The organism is Suipraeoptans intestinalis (assembly GCF_034091795.1).
GTDB lineage: Bacteria > Bacillota > Clostridia > Lachnospirales > Lachnospiraceae > Suipraeoptans > Suipraeoptans intestinalis.
This window is the reverse complement of the sequence record NZ_JAXFXH010000019.1, coordinates 128,339-150,122: the sequence shown is the minus strand read 5'-3', so window position 1 is coordinate 150,122 and position 21,784 is coordinate 128,339. Positions and strand designations below refer to the sequence as shown.

23 protein-coding genes are annotated in these 21,784 nt (G+C 48.1%); all 23 read left to right on the top strand.

From position 1 onward, the window contains the following. Positions 1-34 precede the first annotated feature (34 nt). On the top strand, positions 35-2,680 hold the full coding sequence (gene alaS, locus SOW26_RS06525) for an alanine--tRNA ligase (RefSeq protein WP_320652104.1): 2,646 nt from the start codon (positions 35-37) through the stop codon (positions 2,678-2,680). Positions 2,681-2,840: 160 nt separating this feature from the next. After that, entirely contained in the window at positions 2,841-3,017 is a 177-nt protein-coding gene (gene rpsU, locus SOW26_RS06520; protein WP_004054229.1) for a 30S ribosomal protein S21, read from the top strand. Positions 3,018-3,164: 147 nt separating this feature from the next. Beyond that, positions 3,165-3,752 (top strand): putative ABC transporter permease, encoded by a 588-nt coding sequence (locus SOW26_RS06515; RefSeq protein ID WP_276960197.1) that lies wholly within the window; start codon positions 3,165-3,167, stop codon positions 3,750-3,752. A gap of 231 nt (positions 3,753-3,983) precedes the next feature. Continuing rightward, entirely contained in the window at positions 3,984-4,520 is a 537-nt protein-coding gene (locus SOW26_RS06510; RefSeq protein ID WP_276960198.1) for a prolyl-tRNA synthetase associated domain-containing protein, read from the top strand. An 84-nt stretch (positions 4,521-4,604) separates the two neighbouring features. Further along, positions 4,605-5,306 (top strand): pentapeptide repeat-containing protein, encoded by a 702-nt coding sequence (locus tag SOW26_RS06505; RefSeq protein WP_154475527.1) that lies wholly within the window; start codon positions 4,605-4,607, stop codon positions 5,304-5,306. Positions 5,307-5,397: 91 nt separating this feature from the next. Next, entirely contained in the window at positions 5,398-7,101 is a 1,704-nt protein-coding gene (locus SOW26_RS06500) for an ABC-ATPase domain-containing protein (protein ID WP_320652160.1), read from the top strand. A gap of 109 nt (positions 7,102-7,210) precedes the next feature. Beyond that, positions 7,211-7,780: a 16S rRNA (guanine(966)-N(2))-methyltransferase RsmD gene (gene rsmD / locus SOW26_RS06495; RefSeq protein WP_276960199.1), complete on the top strand. Its 570-nt coding sequence runs from the start codon at positions 7,211-7,213 to the stop codon at positions 7,778-7,780. Further along, a complete protein-coding gene (gene coaD / locus SOW26_RS06490) occupies positions 7,774-8,268 on the top strand; it encodes a pantetheine-phosphate adenylyltransferase (protein ID WP_154475521.1) in 495 nt (164 codons plus the stop codon). Before rsmD ends, coaD begins: the two co-directional genes overlap by 7 nt. After that, complete coding sequence (locus SOW26_RS06485; protein WP_154478743.1) at positions 8,268-8,867, top strand: ATPase; 600 nt, start codon at positions 8,268-8,270, stop codon at positions 8,865-8,867. The genes coaD and SOW26_RS06485 overlap by 1 nt, the downstream gene beginning before the upstream one ends. 45 nt (positions 8,868-8,912) lie before the next feature. Next, complete coding sequence (locus tag SOW26_RS06480; protein ID WP_276960200.1) at positions 8,913-10,361, top strand: aminoacyl-histidine dipeptidase; 1,449 nt, start codon at positions 8,913-8,915, stop codon at positions 10,359-10,361. Between the two features lie 114 nt (positions 10,362-10,475). Then, complete coding sequence (locus tag SOW26_RS06475; RefSeq protein ID WP_320652103.1) at positions 10,476-11,885, top strand: RsmB/NOP family class I SAM-dependent RNA methyltransferase; 1,410 nt, start codon at positions 10,476-10,478, stop codon at positions 11,883-11,885. Beyond that, entirely contained in the window at positions 11,882-12,619 is a 738-nt protein-coding gene (locus SOW26_RS06470; RefSeq protein WP_320652102.1) for a pseudouridine synthase, read from the top strand. Before SOW26_RS06475 ends, SOW26_RS06470 begins: the two co-directional genes overlap by 4 nt. Then, the gene (locus SOW26_RS06465) at positions 12,603-13,304 is read left to right on the top strand and encodes an HAD family hydrolase (protein ID WP_320652101.1); all 702 of its coding nucleotides are present in this window, start codon (positions 12,603-12,605) and stop codon (positions 13,302-13,304) included. Before SOW26_RS06470 ends, SOW26_RS06465 begins: the two co-directional genes overlap by 17 nt. Then, the gene (locus SOW26_RS06460) at positions 13,301-13,879 is read left to right on the top strand and encodes a hypothetical protein (RefSeq protein ID WP_320652100.1); all 579 of its coding nucleotides are present in this window, start codon (positions 13,301-13,303) and stop codon (positions 13,877-13,879) included. Before SOW26_RS06465 ends, SOW26_RS06460 begins: the two co-directional genes overlap by 4 nt. Positions 13,880-13,891: 12 nt before the next feature. Beyond that, positions 13,892-14,908: an RluA family pseudouridine synthase gene (locus tag SOW26_RS06455; RefSeq protein WP_154475509.1), complete on the top strand. Its 1,017-nt coding sequence runs from the start codon at positions 13,892-13,894 to the stop codon at positions 14,906-14,908. Beyond that, the gene (locus tag SOW26_RS06450) at positions 14,857-15,399 is read left to right on the top strand and encodes a Holliday junction resolvase RecU (RefSeq protein ID WP_154475507.1); all 543 of its coding nucleotides are present in this window, start codon (positions 14,857-14,859) and stop codon (positions 15,397-15,399) included. The genes SOW26_RS06455 and SOW26_RS06450 overlap by 52 nt, the downstream gene beginning before the upstream one ends. Before the next feature lie 29 nt (positions 15,400-15,428). Continuing rightward, complete coding sequence (locus SOW26_RS06445) at positions 15,429-16,136, top strand: TVP38/TMEM64 family protein (RefSeq protein ID WP_320652099.1); 708 nt, start codon at positions 15,429-15,431, stop codon at positions 16,134-16,136. Positions 16,137-16,224: 88 nt separating this feature from the next. After that, complete coding sequence (locus tag SOW26_RS06440; RefSeq protein WP_276960158.1) at positions 16,225-17,376, top strand: heterodisulfide reductase-related iron-sulfur binding cluster; 1,152 nt, start codon at positions 16,225-16,227, stop codon at positions 17,374-17,376. A 46-nt stretch (positions 17,377-17,422) separates the two neighbouring features. Continuing rightward, positions 17,423-18,064 carry a TVP38/TMEM64 family protein gene (locus SOW26_RS06435; RefSeq protein ID WP_418896396.1) on the top strand — a complete coding sequence of 214 codons (642 nt, stop codon included), beginning with the start codon at positions 17,423-17,425 and terminating at the stop codon, positions 18,062-18,064. A gap of 101 nt (positions 18,065-18,165) precedes the next feature. Further along, the gene (locus tag SOW26_RS06430; RefSeq protein WP_276960162.1) at positions 18,166-19,470 is read left to right on the top strand and encodes a TIGR04283 family arsenosugar biosynthesis glycosyltransferase; all 1,305 of its coding nucleotides are present in this window, start codon (positions 18,166-18,168) and stop codon (positions 19,468-19,470) included. An 81-nt stretch (positions 19,471-19,551) separates the two neighbouring features. Beyond that, on the top strand, positions 19,552-20,070 hold the full coding sequence (lspA, locus tag SOW26_RS06425; protein ID WP_154475501.1) for a signal peptidase II: 519 nt from the start codon (positions 19,552-19,554) through the stop codon (positions 20,068-20,070). Between the two features lie 19 nt (positions 20,071-20,089). Next, positions 20,090-20,932 carry an RluA family pseudouridine synthase gene (locus SOW26_RS06420; RefSeq protein WP_235899444.1) on the top strand — a complete coding sequence of 281 codons (843 nt, stop codon included), beginning with the start codon at positions 20,090-20,092 and terminating at the stop codon, positions 20,930-20,932. 159 nt (positions 20,933-21,091) lie between these two features. Continuing rightward, positions 21,092-21,739 (top strand): cytidylate kinase-like family protein, encoded by a 648-nt coding sequence (locus SOW26_RS06415; protein WP_276960160.1) that lies wholly within the window; start codon positions 21,092-21,094, stop codon positions 21,737-21,739. Positions 21,740-21,784: the final 45 nt, after the last annotated feature.

Genomic DNA, 21,784 nt, shown 5'->3' with positions numbered 1-21,784 from the left:
TAAGGACATAAACCGGGAATGGGAGGAAAAAGAGATGAAAAGTTATGGAGTAAACGAACTGCGACAGATGTTCCTGGATTTCTTTGCAAGCAAAGAGCATCTGATCCTGAAAAGCTTTTCCCTGGTCCCCAACAACGACAAGAGTTTGTTGTTGATCAATTCAGGGATGGCACCGATGAAACCCTATTTTACAGGGCAGGAAATTCCGCCCAAAAGGCGTGTGGCCACCTGTCAGAAGTGTATCCGTACAGGCGATATCGAAAATGTAGGAAAGACAGCGCGTCACGGTACTTTTTTCGAAATGCTGGGGAACTTTTCCTTTGGAGACTATTTTAAAAAGGAATCCATCGGCTGGACCTGGGAGTTTTTAACAGAGGTGATCGGCCTGGATAAGGACCGGCTGTATCCTTCCGTGTATCTGGAGGACGACGAAGCCTGGGATATCTGGCACAATCAGATCGGGATTCCAGAAGATCGGATCTTCCGCTTCGGAAAGGCAGACAACTTTTGGGAGCATGGGGCAGGTCCCTGCGGTCCCTGTTCCGAAGTCTACTATGACAGAGGCGAACAATATGGTTGCGATAGGGAAGACTGTACGGTAGGCTGCGACTGCGACAGATATATGGAAATCTGGAACAACGTATTTACCCAGTTTAACAACGATGGAGAAAATCATTATACAGAACTGGAACAAAAAAACATCGATACCGGAATGGGGCTGGAGCGTCTTGCCTGCATTGTGCAGGAAGTAGATTCCATGTTCGATATTGATACCATGAAAGCTCTGAGAGATCATGTATGCAAACTTTCAGGGAAGGAGTACGGAAGGGGCGGGGAAACAGACGTATCTACCCGCGTCATCACGGATCATATCCGTTCCGTAACCTTTATGATCTCCGACGGTATCATGCCATCTAACGAAGGCCGGGGCTATGTACTGCGCCGTCTGCTCCGGAGAGCCTGCCGGCATGGGAAGCTTTTGGGAATCTCCGGAGAATTTTTGGTAGATCTGGCGAAAACGGTAGTGGAAGGATCAAAGGACGGATATCCGGAGCTGGCGGAAAAGCAGTTCTTTATCTATGAGGTGATCGCCAAGGAAGAAGAACTGTTTGCAAAGACCATTGACCAGGGACTGACGATCCTTGCAGATCTTCGGGAAGAAATGAGAGCGGAAAAAAGAACGATCCTGAAGGGAGAAGAAGCCTTCCGCCTCTATGATACCTATGGCTTCCCCCTGGATCTGACAAAAGAAATCCTGGAAGAGCAAGGGCTTTCGGTAGATGAAGAAGGATTTTCCAGATCCATGGAGATCCAGCGGGAGACGGCAAGAAAAGCAAGAGAGAAGACCAGTCTTTTGGGAGCAGATATGACGGTCTATGAATCCATTGACCCGTCTGTCACCTCCTCCTTTGTGGGCTATGAAAACACGGAATTTGATTCGGAAATCCTGGTGATGACTACGGAGGATCACATCACAGACCGGCTTTCTCAGGGAGAAAAAGGAACGGTCTTTGTAAAAGAGACGCCCTTTTATGCCACCAGCGGAGGACAGGAGGCAGATACGGGGTGGATCTGTACAGATACAGGAAGATTTGTGGTAGAAGATGTGAAAAAGCTTTCCGGTGGAAAGATCGGCCATGTCGGTTATCTGAAAGAAGGAGCCTTCCAAAAGGGGGACAGGGTGCATCTGGCTATTGACAAAGAGCGAAGAATGCTGGCAGCCAACAACCACAGCGCCACCCATCTGCTGCACAAGGCGTTAAAATCTGTATTGGGAAACCATGTGGAACAGGCAGGATCTTTGGTAAATGCAGAGCGGCTGAGGTTTGATTTTACCCACTTTTCCGCTTTGTCGAAAGAAGAACTGGTTCGTATAGAAGCGATCGTCAACCGTCAGATCCTGGAGAATCTTTCTGTTTCTGTAGAAACCATGCCCATCCAGGAGGCAAAAAAGACAGGAGCCGCCGCTTTGTTTGGCGAAAAATACGGCGACATGGTAAGAGTCGTCCGGATGGGAGAGTTTTCGATTGAACTTTGTGGCGGAACCCATGTATCCCATACCGGAATGATCCTGGCATTTAAGATCCTGTCGGAAACGGGAGTCGCTGCCGGTGTCCGCCGGATCGAGGCGCTGACAGCCAAAGGGCTTTTGGAATACTATGCAGAGATAGAACGTTCCTGGCAGGAAACGGCTTCCCTGCTGAAGGTTTCTCAGGATCGCGTAACAGAAAGAACGGCTTCTCTTTTAGAAGAAAATAAAAAGCTTCATGCAGAGATAGAATCTTATAAAAGCCGGCAGGCAAAGGACGTGTCCGGCAATCTTCTGGATCAGGTAAAAGAAGTAGGCGGAATCCGTTTTCTTGCCGCCAGGGCAGACGGAATGGACATGAATGGCCTTCGGGAGATCGGGGACCAGTGCAAGGAGACGTTAAAGGAAGCAGTCATCCTTCTTCTCTCCGAAAAAGACCAGAGGGTCAGCCTGGTAGCAATGGCGACAGACGGTGCCGTGAAAAAGGGAGCGCATGCCGGCAACCTGATCAAAGCCGTCGCACCTTTGGTAGGCGGAGGGGGAGGCGGACGTCCTTCCATGGCACAGGCAGGAGGGAAAAATCCGGCGGGCATGGCGGAAGCCATGGAAAAGGCCGAAGAGATCCTGCGAAGCCAGCTGAAAGATCTGTAAGAGCGTAAGAGAATAACAAAGGGAATAAGAAATTTTAGAAATTGTCAAAATGTGTTGACGAACAGGAAAAATATGGTATAATCTTTCTAGTGCAGTAAAAATACCCGAACAGTCGTATGATGCACAATACAAGGCTGGAGGGGAGGTTAGGTGTGAGTTTATGTCAAATGTAATCGTAAAAGAAAACGAAACGTTGGATAGTGCTTTACGCAGATTCAAAAGAAACTGTGCAAAGGCTGGTATTCAGCAGGAGATTCGTAAGAGAGAGCATTACGAAAAGCCAAGCGTAAGACGCAAGAAAAAGTCTGAAGCAGCCAGAAAGCGTAAGTATAACTAATATGTGCAGTAAATAGAGTGTTGATGAGACACTCTATTTTTGTGTAGCAGGAAGTTCAGGGGGATTTTCTGCTATGCAAAAGTCTTTGGTGCGGCGTTACGTATCTGTGAAAAAAGGAAACCAGAGAACGAAGTCATGGGAGGAAATATGTGGTGGAATAAAGTGGTGTTTGGCTGGAGTATGTATCATGTGGTGCTGTGGTTTTTAGCATACAGTTTTTTAGGATGGGTGCTGGAGTCTATCTATATGTCATTTTGCAACAGAAGACTGACAAACCGGGGATTTGCCAAGAGTCCGATGTGCCCGATCTACGGAGTAGGGGCGCTGACGGTCTATATCCTTCTGCGGCCGTACAGCTCCAATCCGTTACAACTGTTTTTCTTTGGAATGGTGCTGGCCACTACGTTGGAGCTGATAACGGCTTACATAATGGACAAGATCTTCGGAGAGATCTGGTGGGATTATCACGACAAGCCATTTAATTATAAAGGGATCATCTGTCTGGAAAGCTCCATTGCCTGGGGTGTGTATACATTGGGTCTGTTCTATTTCCTTCACAATTTTGTGTCGGCAGCCATTGACAGAGTGCCTCTGTCCTGGGGAAAGGTGCTGGGTAGTGTTCTGCTGCTGGCTTACGGGCTGGATTTTAGCTACACCCTATATCAGGAAAAGAAAGAGGATGTGTCTGAAAGGTTCGGTATCTGGAAGGAAAAGTTCTGGGGAAGATTTTCCTGATTCCTCAAACCATATACGGAAAACAAAAAGCCAAGGAGGATTTCGGTGCATTTCCCCCTTGGCTGTGATATTATATAGCCATATGCTATCTCTGTCATTGCAAAACTCTGTCATTGCAAAATCCTCTGCCCGGTTTGATGCAGGCAGTCCGACAGAAGCCCCGGCAGGAACGGACGCTGCGGCGGAGATCACAGAACATACAAAAGATCAGAGACGAAGGAGGAAGAATCTATGTATATCAGCGAAGTAAGAAATCAGGCTCCAAAGGATCCGAGAGGGAAACTGGAGCGGATGATGTATGATACCTTGGAAAAGCTGAACATTCCCTACCAGCAGGTGGACAATGATCCGGCAGCTTCCATGGAGGAGTGCGCCCGGATCGACGAAGTGATCGGGACACAGATCCGAAAAAACGTATTTCTCTGCAACCAGAAGAAAACCACCTTTTTTTTACTGGTGATGCCGGCTGACAAGCCTTTTGAAACATCTGAATTCAGCAAAAAGCTGGGCGTTTCCAGGATGTCCTTTGCTCCTCCGGAAAAGATGCTGGAGCATTTGGGGACGACGCCGGGATCTGCCAGCGTCGCAGGTCTGTTAATGGATGAAGACGATTACGTACAGGTGATCATCGACAAGGAAGTGGCAGAGGCAGAATGGTTTGGCTGTAATCCGGGGATCAACACCAGCCATTTGAAATTTAAAACAAAGGACCTGTTGCAGAAATTTCTGCCGGCGATCCATCATCGGGCAAGGATCGTAGACCTGTAGATCCTTTCTGCAGACCGGTTACCGTAAGAGAGAAGAAAAAACAGAAATTTATCCAAGCTTACACAGTAAGGGAGTGAGGGACTGATGGTGACAAAGAATCCTCCGGAAAAGAAAGACGAGACAACAACGCCTTCCTCCAAGGAGAAAATCGGAAGAACAGGAGCTTTCTTCCAGGATCAGGACAGTTCCGGAAAGAACTTTGCAGGAGTCGATTTGAAAGGGGCGGTTTTTCGGAACGTGCGGCTGGATGGGGCGGATTTTTCCGGCGCGAATGTGGAAAATGCGCTGTTTGACGGATGCAGCATGGCGGGAGCCAACTGGACCGGAGCCAATATGCGAACGGCTTCTTTTCGCTTCTGCAATATGCAGGGCTGCCGGATCAATGGAGCGGATCTTTACGGCGCCGTACTGGAACACGCCTGCCTGGAAGGAGTGATCTCTGATGATTCTACCAGATGGTTCCGGCTGCGATGCCCCGAAGAAGGAGCCTTTTTAGGTTATAAAAAATGCGTCAATGACAGACTGGTACAGCTTTTGATACCGGCGGATGCCAAACGGACATCGGCAACCCTGCCTTCCTGCAGATGCAGCAAAGCCAAGGTCCTTACCATCAAAAGTTTTGATCAGACGCAGGAATTTGAAGAGGCCTGGTCTTTGGTGGATGAAAATTTTGTATATCGGAAAGGAACATTTGTGGAGGTGGCGGATTTTAACGAGGATCGCTGGATGGATTCCACCACGGGCATTCATTTCTGGATGACGAGGGAAGAAGCCATCGCGTACTAGGCAGATCGTGGCCGAAAGCAGATCCGGACAATGGCCGGAAAAAGCCACCTGCACCAATTGAAAAAGAAAGGAAGCATTCATAAGAAGTATGATAAAAACATCAGAAGATTTAAGAAAACTATTGCAGGAAATCAATCACAGGAGCTATCCGGCTTATAAAGGAACTAAGGGACAATACCAGTTTGGAAAATATCTGCTGGGAATCGACCATGTGCAGGGAGATCCTTTTGCAGCGCCCTCCCGGCTGAGTATCCGTGTAAAAGGAAGAACTGCTGGGTTTCCGCAGGACTGCTATCAGGAAAAGCACAGAAGGATTGCCTTTGCCGATTATCTTCTGCGGTGCTTTGGAAAGGAAATTCAGAGCTACTCTTTTCAGGCAAAGGGATCGGGAAAAAGCGGCTTGATCTCCATCACCAGGTGCCGGCAGGAGGTGCTGGAACGAACGGCTTGCCAGGTGCGACCGGACGACGGAGAGATCCTTTTACGGTTTGAGGTGGGATTTCCCGCCAGAGGAAGAACCATTCAAAGCGATGAACTGGTACGAATCCTGTTTGACTTTATTCCCAAGTGTGTGGACAAGGCTCTGCTGTTTCGCACAGCCGACAAAAAACGGCTGGAAAGAGTGCTTTTTCTCGCAGATGACTACACTTTCCTGCAGTCCGGCCTAAAGGAAAGAGGACTGGTGGCATTTATTGCCAACGGCTCCATTCTTCCCCGGGAATCGGGGATTTCCAGCCGTCCTATGAAGGATGGAATTCCTTTTCATACGCCAGATGCCATGAAGGTAATGATAGAACTTCCCCATAAAGGAGTTGTGGAAGGAATGGGAATACCGGAAGGCATTACACTGATCGTAGGAGGCGGATACCATGGCAAATCCACTCTGCTGAAAGCCCTGGAGGCCGGCATCTACCCCCACATAGAGGGAGATGGGAGAGAGTACGTTGCCACAGAAGCTTCTGCCGTAAAGATCCGTTCCGAAGACGGACGGAGTATACGGGGAACGGATATTTCCATGTTCATCGGGGAACTGCCCAACGGAAAGGACACCAGAAGCTTCTACACGGAAGATGCCAGCGGAAGCACTTCCCAGGCCGCCAATATCACGGAAAGTATCGAGGCCGGGACAAGACTGCTCCTCATTGATGAGGATACCAGTGCTACAAATCTTATGGTTCGGGATGAACTGATGCAGCAGGTGATCCAGCGGGAAATGGAGCCGATCACTCCGTTTATTGAAAGAGTACGATCTCTGTATCAGACCCACGGGATTTCTTCTATTTTGGTGGCAGGAAGTTCAGGTTCGTATTTTCAGGTGGCGGATGAAGTGATCCAGATGGACAAGTACGAGCCAATCCACATTACAGCAATGGCAAAAGAAAAAGCAGCCGCTTACCCGGGGCTTGAGATACCAGAGGACTGTCCTTCGATCTCTTATTCGGAGCGGAAAGTCTTTCCGGACAGAAAACTGAATGCGGGAGACAGAATCAAACAGAAGGTACAGGGTCTGGATTCTATCTGTATCAACCATGAGGTCATCGATATGCGGTATGTAGAGCAGCTGAAGGATCCCGAACAGCTGCAGGCGTTGGGACAGATCCTGCTCTATATGGAGCGGTCTGTTTTTAACGGAAAAAAGTCGCTGCACCAAAGCGTGGAAGAAACATGGGCTATCCTGGAACGAGAAGGATTTTCCGGCCTGCTGGGACATGCGCTGCCGGGAAACCTCGCCATGCCGCGAAAGCAGGAGATCTACGCCTGCTTAAACAGATACAGACCGCTGGAAATCAGATAGAACGGAAAATACAGGATTCTGTAAGCAGGAAAGCGAAGAACAGTTTCTGTAGAAGCTCCGGAGAAAATGATAGAGAACAAGAGGAAACCAGGAAGACAGGAGGAGTTTTATGAGAGTCATATCCGGAACGGCGCGGAGGATCCCGCTCAAGTGTATGGAAGGCTTTAACACCAGACCGACTACGGATCGTATAAAAGAAACATTGTTTAATATGATTGCCCCTTATCTGTATGACTGCCGGTTTTTGGATCTGTTTGCAGGCAGCGGCGCCATAGGGATAGAGGCATTAAGCAGAGGAGCCAAAGAAGCAGTATTTGTAGAAGCGGACAGGCGGGCAATGGACTGCATCCGTTACAATCTGGAAAAAACCTCTTTGACTTCCAAAGCCATGACGCTGCATTCCGATGTCATGACAGCCCTTTACCGGCTGGAAGGCGAAAAATCCTTTGACTATATCTTCATGGATCCTCCCTATGGAAAGGGGTTGGAAAGGAAAGTCCTGGAATATCTGAAGAATTCAGAGCTTCTTGCTCCCGGAGGGATCCTTATCGTGGAGGCATCACTGGATGAAACCTTTGAGGATGTGGAGAAAATGGGATATATTCTGCTAAAAACCAAACGATACAAAACAAATCAGCACGTATTTTTGGAGCCGCAGGGGAGGAAGGAAATATGCTAAGAGGAATCTATCCGGGGAGCTTTGATCCGGTTACGTTCGGGCATCTGGATATCATTCGCCGTTCCGCAAAAATGGTGGATGAATTGATCGTGGGAGTACTGAACAACAAAGCGAAAATTCCATTGTTTTCTGTGAATGAACGTGTTAAAATGCTAAGTGAGGTAACAAAAGAGATACCTAACCTACAGATTGTCCCGTTTGAGGGATTATTGGTAGAATTTGCCAGAGAAAGAGAGGCTGACATCATTATTCGCGGACTTCGGGCGATCACCGATTTCGAATACGAATTACAGATGGCGCAGACCAATCACAAGCTGGCGGATGAGATCGAGACTATCTTTTTAAATACCAGTCTGGAGTACTCTTATCTAAGTTCTACCACCGTAAAGGAGGTCGCCTCCTTTGGAGGAGACATTTCACAGTTCGTACCCACCTTGGTCATGGATATGATGAAGGAAAAGAGGAATACAAAAGGAGAGTGTAAATGATGAGCAGCCGTATTGAGCAGATTATTGAAGAAATTGAAGAGTATATTGACAGTTGTAAGTTTCAGCCGCTTTCAACGACGAAGATCATCGTAAACAAGGATCAGATGGATGAGCTTCTTCGGGAGCTTCGCGTGCGCACGCCGGATGAGATCAAGCGCTATCAGAAGATCATTGCCAACAAGGATGCGATCCTGGCAGATGCCCAAAGCAAAGCCCAGGATATGATCGAGGACGCCCAGATCCACACCAACGAGCTGGTCAGTGAGCATGAGATCATGCAGCAGGCGTACACACAGGCCAACGAGATCGTGACGACGGCTACCGCACAGGCGCAGGAGATCCTGGACAATGCGACCAGAGACGCCAACGATATCCGCATTGGAGCCATGCGTTATACAGACGAGTTGCTGGCTAACGCAGAAAGCGCTATCGCTCATACCCTGGACAGCTACACCACCAAGTATGACGGCCTGGTAACCTCTCTGCAGGAATGCTACGACATGGTTCGTTCCAACCGTTCCGAGCTGGAGATCCCGGAACAGGAAGAGCCCTCCAACCTTGATGTCACCTACGAGGAGGACGCAGACGATTACGAATAATTCCCAAGAGGAATCATAATAAAGTAAGACAAAAGGAGGAGAAAGATGGGTGTATTAGAAGAGTTGCAGCCGCAAAAGGTCTTCGGCTTTTTTGAGGAGCTGTGCAGGATCCCCCACGGAACATTTGACATTCAGCGTATCAGTGATCACTGTGTGGCATTTGCAAAAGAACGGGGACTGGAAGTGGTTCAGGATGAGGCGGGCAACGTCATCATCAGAAAGCCGGGGACAGAAGGATATGAAAACAGCGCTCCTGTAATCCTGCAGGGACACATGGATATGGTTTGTGAGAAGCGCCCGGAATCAGATCATGATTTTAAAAAGGATCCCCTGCAGATCTATGTGGAAGATGGATTTGTAAAGGCCAAGGATACCACCCTGGGAGGAGATAATGGAATCGCAGTAGCAATGGCGATGGCTGTTTTGGACAGCGACGACATTGCCCATCCACCCCTGGAGGTTCTGATCACAGCAGACGAAGAAGTGGGAATGGGAGGCGCCAAGACGGTAGACCTTTACCAGCTGAAGGGCAGTCGTCTGATCAATATCGATTCGGAAGAGGAAGGTATTTTGACGGCAGGATGTGCCGGCGGGATCCAGTATGAGGCAGAATTCCCCCTCACCCGGACCAGCGAAAACGGAGTTATCGTTTCGGTGCGGATCCATGGTCTCTGCGGCGGACATTCCGGGATGGAGATTCATAAGCAGAGAGGCAACGGACACAAGATGATGGGCCGTTTCCTCCGGAAGGCTTATCTGGACACTCCTTTCCGACTGATATCAATCGACGGCGGAAGCAAAGACAATGTTATTTCCATGGACGTAACGGCCAAAGTCCTGGTGTCGGAGACAGAAACAGCACAGAAGATCACAGATCTGGCTCTTCAGATGAAAGAAATCTGGGATCACGAATTTATGGGAGAAGAACCAAATCTGGCGGTGGACGCTTCCTTCCTGGAAGGAGAAGCCATGGCAGCTACTTTCCAGGAAACAGAGTCTGTGATCCAGTATCTCGTTCTGGTTCCCAATGGAATGATCGAATACAGCAGAAAGCTGGAAAGCATTGTGGAAACTTCTTTAAATCTGGGAATCGTGGAAACAAAGGAAGCCTCTGTCAGGACGGCACACCTTCTCAGAAGCTCGGTAGAGAGCCGGAAGGAACAGCTGAAAGAAGAGCTGGATCAGTGTGTGACTGCCAGTGGCGGTACGCCTTTTGTTACCAGCGAATATCCGGCATGGCAGTTTCAGCTTCATTCAGAATTAAGAGATATCATGGTTGCTTCCTTCCGGGAACTGTACGGAAAGGAACCGGAGGTTTCCATGGTTCATGCGGGATTGGAATGTGGGATTTTTGTAGGAAATCGCCCGGATCTGGATTGCGTATCCTTTGGACCGGATATGTTCGATGTTCATTCTTTCCAGGAAAGACTGAGTATCGCATCCACACAGAGAACCTGGGAATATCTGAAAACGATTTTGAAAAACTGCAGATAAATGAGTCAGACAGGCGGAGAACACTTTGTTTCTCCGTCTTTTGTTTTGTATAATTTTATGCTATAATCTTATGGGTCATGTACCTGTTCAACTGATAGAAAAAAGGAGTATCTGATGAAACTGCCGGTTTCTTTTGAAGAAAAAATGAAACGCCTCTTAAAAGAGGAGTTTGATGCATATATGGACTGCTATAAAAAGCCGAGATTTTACGGACTTCGGGTCAATACCCGGAAGATCTCTGTAGAAGCCTTCCAAGAGATCTGTCCATTTCCCATCACGCCCATTCCATGGATCGAGAATGGCTTTTACTATGATGGGGCAGCCGTTTCTCCGGGGAAACACCCTTACTATGCGGCCGGTTTGTATTACCTCCAGGAGCCAAGCGCCATGACACCTGCCAATCGTCTTCCGGTTGTTCCGGGGGAACGTGTGTTGGATCTGTGTGCGGCACCGGGCGGGAAGGCCACTGAATTGGGAGCGAAGCTGAAAGGAGAGGGACTGCTTGTGGCAAATGATATCAGCAGCTCCAGAGCCAAGGGCCTTCTGAAAAATCTGGAGCTGTTCGGTATCGGGAATCTTCTGGTGCTCAGTGAAGAGCCGGGGCGTTTGGCGCAGTATTTTCCGGAATACTTCGATAAGATCCTGATAGATGCTCCCTGTTCGGGGGAGGGAATGTTCCGAAAGGACAAAAAGATGGTACGTGCCTGGGAAGAACACGGACCGGATTACTTTTCTAAGATCCAGAAGCACATCCTCCTTCAGGCAGCGGCTATGCTGCGCCCCGGAGGAAGGATCCTGTATTCCACCTGTACCTTCGATGAGAGGGAAAATGAACAGGCCATTGAATTTCTGCTGCAGGAGTGCCCGGAATTTAGTATACAGGCAATCATGCCGTATGACGGGTTTGCAGAAGGGATTCCCCAACTTTCTAATACGCAGATGGAAGACCTGAAAAAAACAGTCCGCATTTTTCCCCACAGGCTGGACGGAGAAGGGCATTATCTGGCTTTGCTTCAGAAGAGGGAGAAGGCTTTTGATCTTTCCGGAAGCCCTCGAAAATCTGGATCTCTCGCTCAAAAATCTCAAAGAGGCAGGGTTCGGGAGGTGCCGGAAGAACTTATTTCCTTCTGGAAAGATGTGAACTGGGAGCTTTCCCAAGATCGTCTGGAAATCCATGGGGAAAAGGTTTACTATATGCCTTCGGAAGTTCCTGATCTTAGCGGAGCCAGATTCTTAAGGACAGGGCTTCTCCTGGGAGATTGGAAAAAGCGCCGGTTTGAGCCAAGTCAGGCGTTCGCCATGTATCTGAAAAAGGAAGACTATCAAAAAATACTGGATTTTTCCCGTGCAGACGAAAGAGTCCGAAAATACCTGAAGGGAGAGACCCTGGAGGTTTCCGATCTCGTTTCACCTTCTGAAAAGGGATGGTATCTGATCTGCGTGGACGGGTACTCTCTGGGATGGGGGAAGCTTTCCGGAGGAACCTTAAAGAACAAATATTTGGCCGGGTGGAGGCTTTCATGAAGATACGTTTAGATAAATATCTGGCGGAAATGGGAAAAGGAAGCCGTCAGGACGTTAAAAAACTGATCCGCCAGAAGCAGGCGGCCGTCAATGGCACGACCACGACAAGACCGGAAGCGAAGGTGGACACAGAAACCGATGTTGTCACGGTTCAGGGAGAGGAAGTTCCCTTTGTCGCTTTTGAATATTATATGCTGAATAAACCTGCCGGCGTGCTTTCCGCCAGCAGGGATAAAAAGGAAAAGACGGTTTTGGATTGTGTCGGCAAAACAAAACGCAAGGATCTGTTTCCGGTGGGAAGACTGGATAAGGATACGGAAGGACTGCTTTTGATCACGAATGACGGAGAATTGGCACACCGGCTTCTGTCTCCCTCCTATCATGTTCCTAAATGTTACTACGTAAAAGTAGAGGGGAGATTTCCGGAAGATATCCGACAAAGATTCTATGAAGGCGTCAATATCGGAACTGCTGAAAAAGAAGAGAAAACGGCTCCGGCCAGCCTGGAGATTCTGGAAGAGGGTGAAGTTTCCAGAGTACGGCTTACTATCTGCGAAGGAAAGTATCATCAGGTCAAGAGAATGTTTCTTGCCTGTGGCTGCCAGGTGGTTTACCTGAAGCGAGAGAGTATGGGCAGCCTGCAGCTGGATGACTCTTTGAAACCGGGAGACTGTCGTCTGCTTACGCCGAAAGAGATAAAAGAACTTGGAGGAACCTATGCTGACAAATATTGACGGAATTATTTTTGATATGGACGGAACCTTGATCGATTCCATGTGGGTATGGCCGGGACTGGACGATCGCTATATGGAAAAATACGGTCTGCGCCAGCCGGAAGGATTCCACGAGATCATAGAGGGAATGAGCTGTGAGGAAGTGGCCGATTATTTTTTGGAAAGTTTTCCGAATCTGACCTGCAGCCGGGAGGAAATGATAGAAGAGTGGATCGATATGGCTTATGAGGCATACACCACCCAGGTCACCTTAAAAAAGGGCGTCTTAAATTTTATCCGGAAGATGAAAAAGGCAGGAAAAAAGATCGGGATCGCAACCAGCAATGCCAAATCTCTGGTGGACGATACCTTGCGTGCGCTTCAGGTGTCTCATCTGTTTGACGTGGTGAGGACGGCAGGAGAAGTGCAGGCGGGAAAACCGGCGCCGGATGTCTATCTTCTGGTGGCCCGGGAGCTGGGGATCCGTCCCGACAGGTGTTTGGTATTTGAGGATGTTCCCATGGGAATCTTGGCAGGAAAAAATGCCGGTATGAGAGTCTGTGCAGTGGCGGACGATTTTTCTTTGTTACAACTGGAAAAGAAAAAAGAGTTGGCAGATTATTTTATCCAGGATTTTCGGGATATCGAGCAGGAAACATATGAGATCCTGACAGAAAATCTGCCGGATGGGAGAAAATATAGATGAAGACAAAAGGACAGTTTGGAAATATCAGAAAACGGAGAGGAAAGATCCTGAAGCTGGTTCTTCTGAGTACGGTAGGTACCGCCTTACTGCTTTTGGCCGGATACTATCATACGCATACGCTGACTAATCTTATGACGCTGCTGGCCCTCAGTGCATATATTCCTGCTCTGATCCTGGCAATCCGCGGAATTTCCCTGTTTTTTCACAAGGGGCTTTCTGAGGAGCTGTTCCGGGAACTGGAGGAGAAAGGAAAGCTTCTGGAGAAATGCTATGACCTGATGATCGCCGTCAATGGAAAAACGGTCTCTGTGGGAGCGGTCGTGGTGTATGAAGCCCTGTTGTGCGGCTATTTAACAGAGCAAAAAGAGAGGACAAAGGAGACGGAAAATTTCTTGAAGGAATTTTTGAAACAATCCGGCCACACGAATCTCACCGTCAGATTTTTTGGAGACCGGGCGCCCTTTCTTTCCAGGGTAGAGGGAATGAACGCCATGGCAGACGTGGCAAAAGCCACCAGGGAAAGGCAGGAGGTTTACAGACAGCTGATTCAGTCTGTAACAGACATGTCTATGTAAAAGGAGAAATGGATGCGAGAGTTGAAAGTGACAGAAAACGAGGCAGGACAGCGATTGGATAAGCTGCTGCGAAAATATCTGGAGCAGGCGCCTTCCGGTTTTCTTTACAAGATGCTGCGAAAGAAAAATATCGTACTGAACAAAAAGAAAGCCAGCGGCAAAGAGATCCTGTCCCGGGGAGATGTGATCTGCCTGTTTCTGTCAGAGGAGACCATCCAAAAATTCCTGGTTGGTCCAAAGCAGTCAGGAATCCCCAAAGGATATCAGGGAAGTCTTCCTCAGATCATTTATGAGGACGCACATATTCTCGTACTGAATAAGCCTGTGGGAATGCTGTCCCAAAAAGCCGCCCCACAGGATGTGTCCGTGTCGGATTATGTCATAGACTATCTGATGGCTACGGGAAAACTGACAGCAAAAGAGTTACAGACCTTTCGCCCCTCCGTATGCAATCGTCTGGATCGAAATACCAGCGGTCTGATCCTGGCAGGAACTTCTCTTGCGGGATTGCAGACCTTATCCGCTCTTCTAAAGGACAGAACCCTTGCAAAGTATTATCTTTGTCTGGTAAAGGGAAGGATTCGGGAGCAAGGAGTGCTGACAGGATATTTAACGAAGGACACCCTCCGCAATCAGGTCAGGATCGGCCGGGAAGAAGAAAAAGAAATTGTGACGCAGTATGATCCCATCGCATGGAATCAGGAAATGACGCTGTTAAAGGTGCATCTGGTGACGGGAAGAACCCATCAGATCCGGGCGCATCTGGCTTCGGCAGGACATCCTCTGGCCGGCGACGGGAAATACGGCGACGACAAATGGAACCTGCAGCTAAAAAAGCGATATGGGATCCGCTGTCAGCTCCTGCACGCTTATGAAATGCATTTTCCGGTCATCAAGCAGGAATTGGCGCATCTCTCACAAAAAAGTTTTCAAGCGCCGGTTCCGGACAGCTTTGGAGCACTGATAAAGGAGACAGTATGGGAACATGGACAACAAGAGGCCTTCGCGGCTCTACACTGGAAGAAATGATCAATCGTACCAACGAATGGTATCGGGACAGACGGCTGGCGCTGATCCAGAAGATTCCCACTCCGATTACGCCGGTGCGCATGGACAAGGAACATCGGCAGATCACACTGGCTTATTTTCAGGAACGCAGTACGGTAGACTACATCGGAGCCGTTCAGGGGATCCCCGTCTGTTTTGACGCTAAGGAATGTGTGTCCGATACATTTCCTTTACAGAACATTCATCCACATCAGGTGGAATTTATGCAGGATTTCCAAAACCAGAAGGGAGTCTCCTTTCTTTTGATCTACTATTCGACAAGGAATGTGGCGTATTATATGCGCTTGGAGGAAGTCGTATACTTCTGGGACCGATCCAAAGCAGGCGGGCGGAAAAGCTTTCGATTCGACGAACTGGATCCGGAATTCTTTCTACAGCCGGAGAGGGGATATTATCTGCCTTACCTAAATCCTCTCAGCAAAGATCTGGAACGTTTGGATGCTGAAACATAAACGGACAAAAACAAAGAGAGGAGAAGCCTGTGAAAAAAGAGAGCAGATGGAAGAAGCAGAAAAAACTTTGGATGTTTTTACTTTGTCTGTTGATTCTGTTTCTTTGTAACCAAATTTTTGGATGGAGTCGTTACTGGAAAGATCTGGACAATCTGAAGGGGCTGCGAGATCTGGTACAGGATAATCTCCCGGCGGCAGTGGGAGTATATCTGCTGTTTACCATAGTAGGGTGCGTGGCTTTGGCTCTTCCGGGAATCACGTTTGCACTTTTGGGAGGAATGCTGTTTGGCCCGTGGCTTGGCACACTTTGCTGCCTGGCGGGGACTACTCTGGGAGCTATGGTTTCCTTTTGGGCAGGAAGGTATTTTCTGCGGGACAGTCTGAAGCCGGTGGTGATGAAGAACGCACTTCTGAAAAAGTGGCTGTTTGACCAATCCGGCGACCATCAGCTGGTTCTGCTGATGATCACCCGACTGATCCCTTTATTTCCCTTCAATCTCCAGAATTTTGCTTATGGGATCACAGATATGCCTTTTCGCACTTACGCCTTTGGGACCTTTTTGTTTATGATCCCGGGAACGGCAGCCTATACCATCGGAGCGGCCGGGATCACTGCGGGGAAACATCGGTTTTTATATTTTGGAGCTGCGTTGGTGTTGGTTCTTTTGGTTTCACTTCTGAGTATGAGGCTGAAAAAGAATTACCACATTGATGAAAAAGAGATAAAAGAAAAATAGATCATAAGAAAGCTAACATCGAAAACAAAAGCAAAAGAAGTACCAGAAGATCAAGAAGAGAAGCACACAGATAGAAGGAAAAGAGAAAATGGATAGACAAGCACAGGAAAGCGGGTCGAAATTGCCGGAACTATCGAAAAACCGAACGCGGCAGGAGGCCTGCATTCATTGTAAAAACTGTCAGAGACATTGCGAATTTCTGACGAAATATCATCTGGATATCGGAGATCCCAAGGTAAAGGATCTGGCATACCACTGCTTTTTGTGTGGGAAATGCTACGCTGTCTGTCCCATGGGGATCGACGGAAGGCAGATCCTTCTGGAGCAGAGGATTTCTGACTGTAAAACCGGCCGTTCGCATTTAAAGTCTGTCGGTTACGGACTCCTTCTTTGGGAAAAAGAGTCCTATCTGTTTCGCAATACGAAAAATCTGACAGCGGGAAGTGTTCTGTTTCCCGGGTGCAATTTTCCATCATTTTACCCGGAAACCACCAGATACCTGGCCGAAAAGCTGTATCGGGAAAAGGGAATCGGGACTCTATTGGACTGTTGTAAAAAGCCGGTAGACGAGCTGGGACTGGAAAAAGAGACGACAGAGCAGCTAGCAAGCCTGGAAAACCTTCTTGCGTCAGAGAACATTCAGGAGATCATCGTACTCTGCCCTAACTGCTACAGCTTTTTGAAGTCAAAGTTGACGGTCAGGGTGGTCAGTATCTATGAAAAGCTGACCGAATGGGGCTGGGGGCAAAAGGTATTTCAAAACAGACTCTTTCTTCCCTGTCCGGACAGAGAGAAACAGGAGATGCTAAGGCAGATCCGTCCGTTTCTTGCCAATCCGGAAGAGCTCATCCAGTCCGTGCAGTGCTGCGGTATGGGGGGATGCGCCAGTATCCGGGAGCCGGAACTGGCTTTTCAGCTTCGCAGAAAGGTGGGAAAGGAGCCTCTTTCTACCTATTGCGCCACCTGCTCCGGGAATTTTGTCAGAGGCGGCTGTAAGGATGCCTCCCACCTCCTTGTGGAGATCCTTGGCAGGAAGGAACAGGCAGATACCAGACATTCGCTTTGGAACCGGGCAAGATTGAAATACTATCGCCTGAAGAAGGTTCCGGATATGGAAAAGATTCGGACAGCCAACAGGGACAGGCATCAAAGCAGAAAGGAAATTGAGGGCAAAAACGAAAAAGAAAGGAGAGGACTTTGTATCCGGGGAATGCAAAGTCAAACAGAACATGAAGCATAAAAAGCAAAGGTATATCTGTATTGGATTTTTACTGGTGGGAGCTGCGATGCTGCTGCACCCTGCCGTTCGGGAAAAACTGTCTGATGTGATCCGGATGTTTGCAAGCGGAGACTTTCAGAAAGTAAAAGAATTTGTAGCATCCTATGGAATCTATGCAGCATTGATCTCTTTTCTTCTGATGGTGTTTCAATCGGTGGCTGCGCCACTGCCGGCCTTTCTTATCACCTTTGCCAATGCAAGTCTTTTTGGGTGGTGGAAAGGGGCGATCCTTTCCTGGAGCAGCGCCATGGCAGGAGCCGCTCTCTGCTTCTTTCTTTCCAGAGCCCTGGGACGGGACGCTGCCGAAAAATTCACCAGCAAGGCGGGACTTCAGCACATAGACGGCTACTTTGAAAAATATGGGAAACATACCATATTGATCTGCCGGCTGCTTCCTTTTGTTTCTTTTGATATTGTCAGCTACGCAGCCGGACTGACTTCCATGTCTTTTGGCTCCTTCTTTCTGGCAACCGGAATCGGGCAGCTTCCGGCAACCATCGTCTATTCCTATGTGGGAGGAATGCTGACAGGAGGCGCCAGACTCTTTGTAATGGGACTTCTCATTTTATTTGCCCTCTCAGTTTTGGTGGTATTGTTGAAAAAATTGTACACAGACAGGCAGAACAAGAAAGTGACCGATACGAAATGAAACGTGCTGTGATCCTATTTACACGAGCTCCGGTTCCCGGTAAAACAAAGACACGGATGATGCCCCGACTTTCTCCGGAGGAATGCTCCCTTCTTCATAAAATGTTCCTCTTGGATATTCAAAGGACTTTAAGGGGGATAGACGCAGACATCTATGTGTTTCATGCCTCGGATACCGCCCAGGAAGAACAACTGCTAAAACAGCTTTGGGAAGAGAAGCCCGCGGAAGAACCGTTTCTGAAAGAAAGCAGTTTCGGACAGCCATGGTCCAAACAGTTGAAAGGGTTTTTCCCGCAAAAGGGAGAAACTTTGGGGGTACGAATGTTTCAGTCTATCTGCCAGGTTTTGGAGGCAGGTTATGAAAGCTGCGTTCTGATAGGGACAGATGTACCGGAATTGTCCAGGGAAGATCTGGAAGCCGCCTTTGAAAGACTGCTGGATCAGGACGTGGTCTTTGGGCGAACGAAAGACGGAGGTTATTATCTGATAGGGATGAAGCAGCCTGTCAGGGAAGCTTTCGGACTGTCTTCTTACGGACATTCTGCAGTTTTGGAACAGACCGTCTCTCGGATCGAAGAAGCGGGATTTTCGGTGGGATTTACAGGAACCAGAGAGGATATGGATGTTTTTGAAGACCTGCTTGGCTACCTGCAAAGAGCCCGAAGCTCCAAAAGACTTCCCACCCAGTATACGTTTTTTTATGTACTTGGTTTGCTGCGTATTTCTGTGATCATTCCCATCTACCAGGAAGAAGATACCATCCGGAAGATGAAGCGGCAGCTGGAAGAGATCCAGACAACGAAAGAAGCCTTTCACGAGATCATTTTTGTGGACGGTGGCAGTAAAGACGCTACGCTTTCTCTTCTGGGAGAGGAATATCCTGTGCTTCACTGCTCCAAAAGCCGTTCCCTTCAGATGAACCTGGGGGCGAAGGAGAGTACGGGAGATATTTTGTTCTTTCTCCACTGTGACAGTTTACTGCCGCCTTTTCCAAAACGGGAGATTCTGGAGGTCATTGCGCAAAATCCGGTGGGATGTTTTGGAATCCGGTTCCCTTCACGAAATATATTGATGCACATCTGCAGCCGGCTCTCAAACTTCCGTGCAGAAAAAAGAGGACTTCCCTTTGGGGATCAGGGAATTTTTCTGGAACGCTCCCTCTTTTTTGAACTGGGAATGTTTCCGGAGCTTCCGATTATGGAGGATTACCAGTTCTCCCTGACATTGCGTGCGCAAAAGATCCCTGTAAGACTCACCCCACACAGACTGGTTACCTCCGGCAGAAGATTCCCCAAAGGAATTATCCCCAAGCTTCTGCTGATGTGGAAGATGTATCGTCTGCGCGCCTGGTATCGTCAGGGAGTCAGTGTGAAAAAGCTGGCAGATCTGTACGGAGATGTCCGGTAATACATGACAGCATCCGATAAACGCCGGAAACCAGAATAAAACTCAATAAAATTGGTAAAATAAAGAGGAGAACCATACTGTATGAAGAAGAAAACAATACCGATCTGGAGCTATCCGGTCCTTGCCGCCATCCTGATCCTCTTGGATCAGTGGAGCAAATACCTGGTGGTGCTTCATCTAAAAGGACAAAAAGATATTTCTCTGATTTCCGGAGTACTGGAGCTTACCTATCTGGAGAATAGAGGAGCGGCATTTGGATTGCTGCAGGATCAGCGGATCTTATTTTTGATCAGCGGCCTTTTGCTGATAGTGGCAGTCTTTTGGTTTTTCAGAAAGGCCTCCGGATCTCCCCGGTTCCTGCCATTAAAGATGTGCCTGACCATCCTGCTGGCCGGAGCTTTGGGAAATATGATAGACCGGGTGCGCCTGGGATATGTTGTAGATTTTATTTATGTCAAGCTCATTGATTTCCCGGTATTTAATGTGGCGGATATCTATGTGACGGTAACAGCATTCCTGTTAGTCTTTTTTGTTCTATGTTATTACAAGGAGGAAGATTTTGAAGAAATTTTTGGCAGAGGAAAGCGGAAAACGGATTGATGCCTACCTGGCACAGCAGATGGAGGAGCTCTCCAGATCTTATATCCAAAAGCTCCTGAAGGAGAAAGAGGTCCTTGTTAATCATATTCCTGTGAAGGCCAACTATAAGATAAATGCCGGAGATGTTATTGAGTTCACCCTTCCGGAGGCAAAAGAACTGGACGTTCTGCCGGAGGACATCCCATTGGATATCCTGTACGAAGATGCGGATATTATTGTGATCAACAAGCCAAAGCAGATGGTGGTTCATCCTGCCAATGGACATACGTCCGGAACCTTAGTCAACGGACTTCTGTATCACTGCCGGGAAAATCTGTCGGGAATCAATGGAGTTTTGCGCCCCGGGATCGTCCACCGCATCGATATGGATACCACAGGTTCTCTGGTGGTCTGCAAAAATGATATGGCACATCAAAGTCTTTCCCGCCAATTAAAGGAACATTCTATCTGCCGTGTATACGAAGCCATCGTACATGGCCGGTTAAAAGAAGAGGAGGGAAGAGTGGAAGCTCCCATCGGACGCCATCCCATAGAGCGAAAGAAGATGAGTACCCACTCCAGACATGGAAAGCCTGCCGCCACAAATTATCAGGTTTTAACGCGTTTTGAGCGCTACACGCACATCGCATGCCGTCTGGAGACCGGGCGGACCCATCAGATCCGCGTGCATATGGCAAGTATTGGGCATCCCATTCTGGGGGATTTGGTGTATGGTCCCAGAAAATCAGAATTTCCAAAACTCCAGGGACAGACTCTTCACGCAAAAATCCTGGGATTCCAGCATCCGAGAACAGGGGATTATATGGAATTTCAGGCACCTCTTCCCGCATACTTTGTACACTTGCTGAACTCTTTGAAATAAAAGCAAATAAAAACTATATTTAAAATAAAACCTACATTTTCGTGAAAATATGATATAATATAGGAAAATCACAGGAATGTTTCTGTGTAAACAGAACAATTTTTCTGTCAGAACCGGAAACTTTCTATCGGAACCGTAAACAGGGAGAGGAGTGATCCTATGAAAACACCGATCATATTGACAATCGGAAGACAGTTTGGAAGCGGCGGGCGTGAGATAGGAGAGCGTATTGCCAGAGAACTGGATCTTGCCTTCTATGATAAGCAGTTGTTGGAAATAGCTGCAGAGGAAAGTGATATTGCAAAAGAACTGTTTGAAACCCATGACGAAAGACCTACCAGCAGTCTGCTCTACACGCTGGCGATGGATCTTTATGCCATGCGGTATCCTACCAGCATCCAGGCAGATATGCCTCTGAATCATAAGATTTTTTTGGCTCAGTTCCATGCGATCCAGAAGATCGGAAAAGAGGGGAATTGTGTTCTGGTAGGGCGCTGTTCGGACTATGCCCTTGCAGATCAAAAAAATGCCGTTCACGTATTTATCCGCGCTGATCTGGATGACCGTGTCAGACGGGTTGCAGATACCATGGAGATCTCCCGGGGAAAGGCCAGGGAATTGATCATGAAAGAAGATAAGAAACGCGCTTCTTATTACAATTATTTTACCAGCAATAAATGGGGAATGGCAGAACATTATCATTGCTGCCTGGACAGCTCTCTTCTTGGGATAGAGGGAACGGTCCACGTCCTGAAGGAAATGCTGGAGTGGAAGAGGAGTCGTCAGAGCGGAAAAAGCGGTATTTAAAGCGACTTAATAGAAAGCAACCTAGAGATTGGCAAGAAAAAGATG

Coding starts and splice junctions, on each gene's coding strand:
- alaS (WP_320652104.1), top strand. CDS start 35: ATGAAAAGTTATGGAGTAAACGAACTGCGACAGATGTTCCTGGATTTC.
- rpsU (WP_004054229.1), top strand. CDS start 2,841: ATGTCAAATGTAATCGTAAAAGAAAACGAAACGTTGGATAGTGCTTTA.
- SOW26_RS06515 (WP_276960197.1), top strand. CDS start 3,165: ATGTGGTGGAATAAAGTGGTGTTTGGCTGGAGTATGTATCATGTGGTG.
- SOW26_RS06510 (WP_276960198.1), top strand. CDS start 3,984: ATGTATATCAGCGAAGTAAGAAATCAGGCTCCAAAGGATCCGAGAGGG.
- SOW26_RS06505 (WP_154475527.1), top strand. CDS start 4,605: ATGGTGACAAAGAATCCTCCGGAAAAGAAAGACGAGACAACAACGCCT.
- rsmD (WP_276960199.1), top strand. CDS start 7,211: ATGAGAGTCATATCCGGAACGGCGCGGAGGATCCCGCTCAAGTGTATG.
- coaD (WP_154475521.1), top strand. CDS start 7,774: ATGCTAAGAGGAATCTATCCGGGGAGCTTTGATCCGGTTACGTTCGGG.
- SOW26_RS06485 (WP_154478743.1), top strand. CDS start 8,268: ATGAGCAGCCGTATTGAGCAGATTATTGAAGAAATTGAAGAGTATATT.
- SOW26_RS06480 (WP_276960200.1), top strand. CDS start 8,913: ATGGGTGTATTAGAAGAGTTGCAGCCGCAAAAGGTCTTCGGCTTTTTT.
- SOW26_RS06475 (WP_320652103.1), top strand. CDS start 10,476: ATGAAACTGCCGGTTTCTTTTGAAGAAAAAATGAAACGCCTCTTAAAA.
- SOW26_RS06470 (WP_320652102.1), top strand. CDS start 11,882: ATGAAGATACGTTTAGATAAATATCTGGCGGAAATGGGAAAAGGAAGC.
- SOW26_RS06465 (WP_320652101.1), top strand. CDS start 12,603: ATGCTGACAAATATTGACGGAATTATTTTTGATATGGACGGAACCTTG.
- SOW26_RS06460 (WP_320652100.1), top strand. CDS start 13,301: ATGAAGACAAAAGGACAGTTTGGAAATATCAGAAAACGGAGAGGAAAG.
- SOW26_RS06455 (WP_154475509.1), top strand. CDS start 13,892: ATGCGAGAGTTGAAAGTGACAGAAAACGAGGCAGGACAGCGATTGGAT.
- SOW26_RS06450 (WP_154475507.1), top strand. CDS start 14,857: ATGGGAACATGGACAACAAGAGGCCTTCGCGGCTCTACACTGGAAGAA.
- SOW26_RS06440 (WP_276960158.1), top strand. CDS start 16,225: ATGGATAGACAAGCACAGGAAAGCGGGTCGAAATTGCCGGAACTATCG.
- SOW26_RS06435 (WP_418896396.1), top strand. CDS start 17,423: ATGCTGCTGCACCCTGCCGTTCGGGAAAAACTGTCTGATGTGATCCGG.
- SOW26_RS06430 (WP_276960162.1), top strand. CDS start 18,166: ATGTTCCTCTTGGATATTCAAAGGACTTTAAGGGGGATAGACGCAGAC.
- lspA (WP_154475501.1), top strand. CDS start 19,552: ATGAAGAAGAAAACAATACCGATCTGGAGCTATCCGGTCCTTGCCGCC.
- SOW26_RS06420 (WP_235899444.1), top strand. CDS start 20,090: ATGGAGGAGCTCTCCAGATCTTATATCCAAAAGCTCCTGAAGGAGAAA.
- SOW26_RS06415 (WP_276960160.1), top strand. CDS start 21,092: ATGAAAACACCGATCATATTGACAATCGGAAGACAGTTTGGAAGCGGC.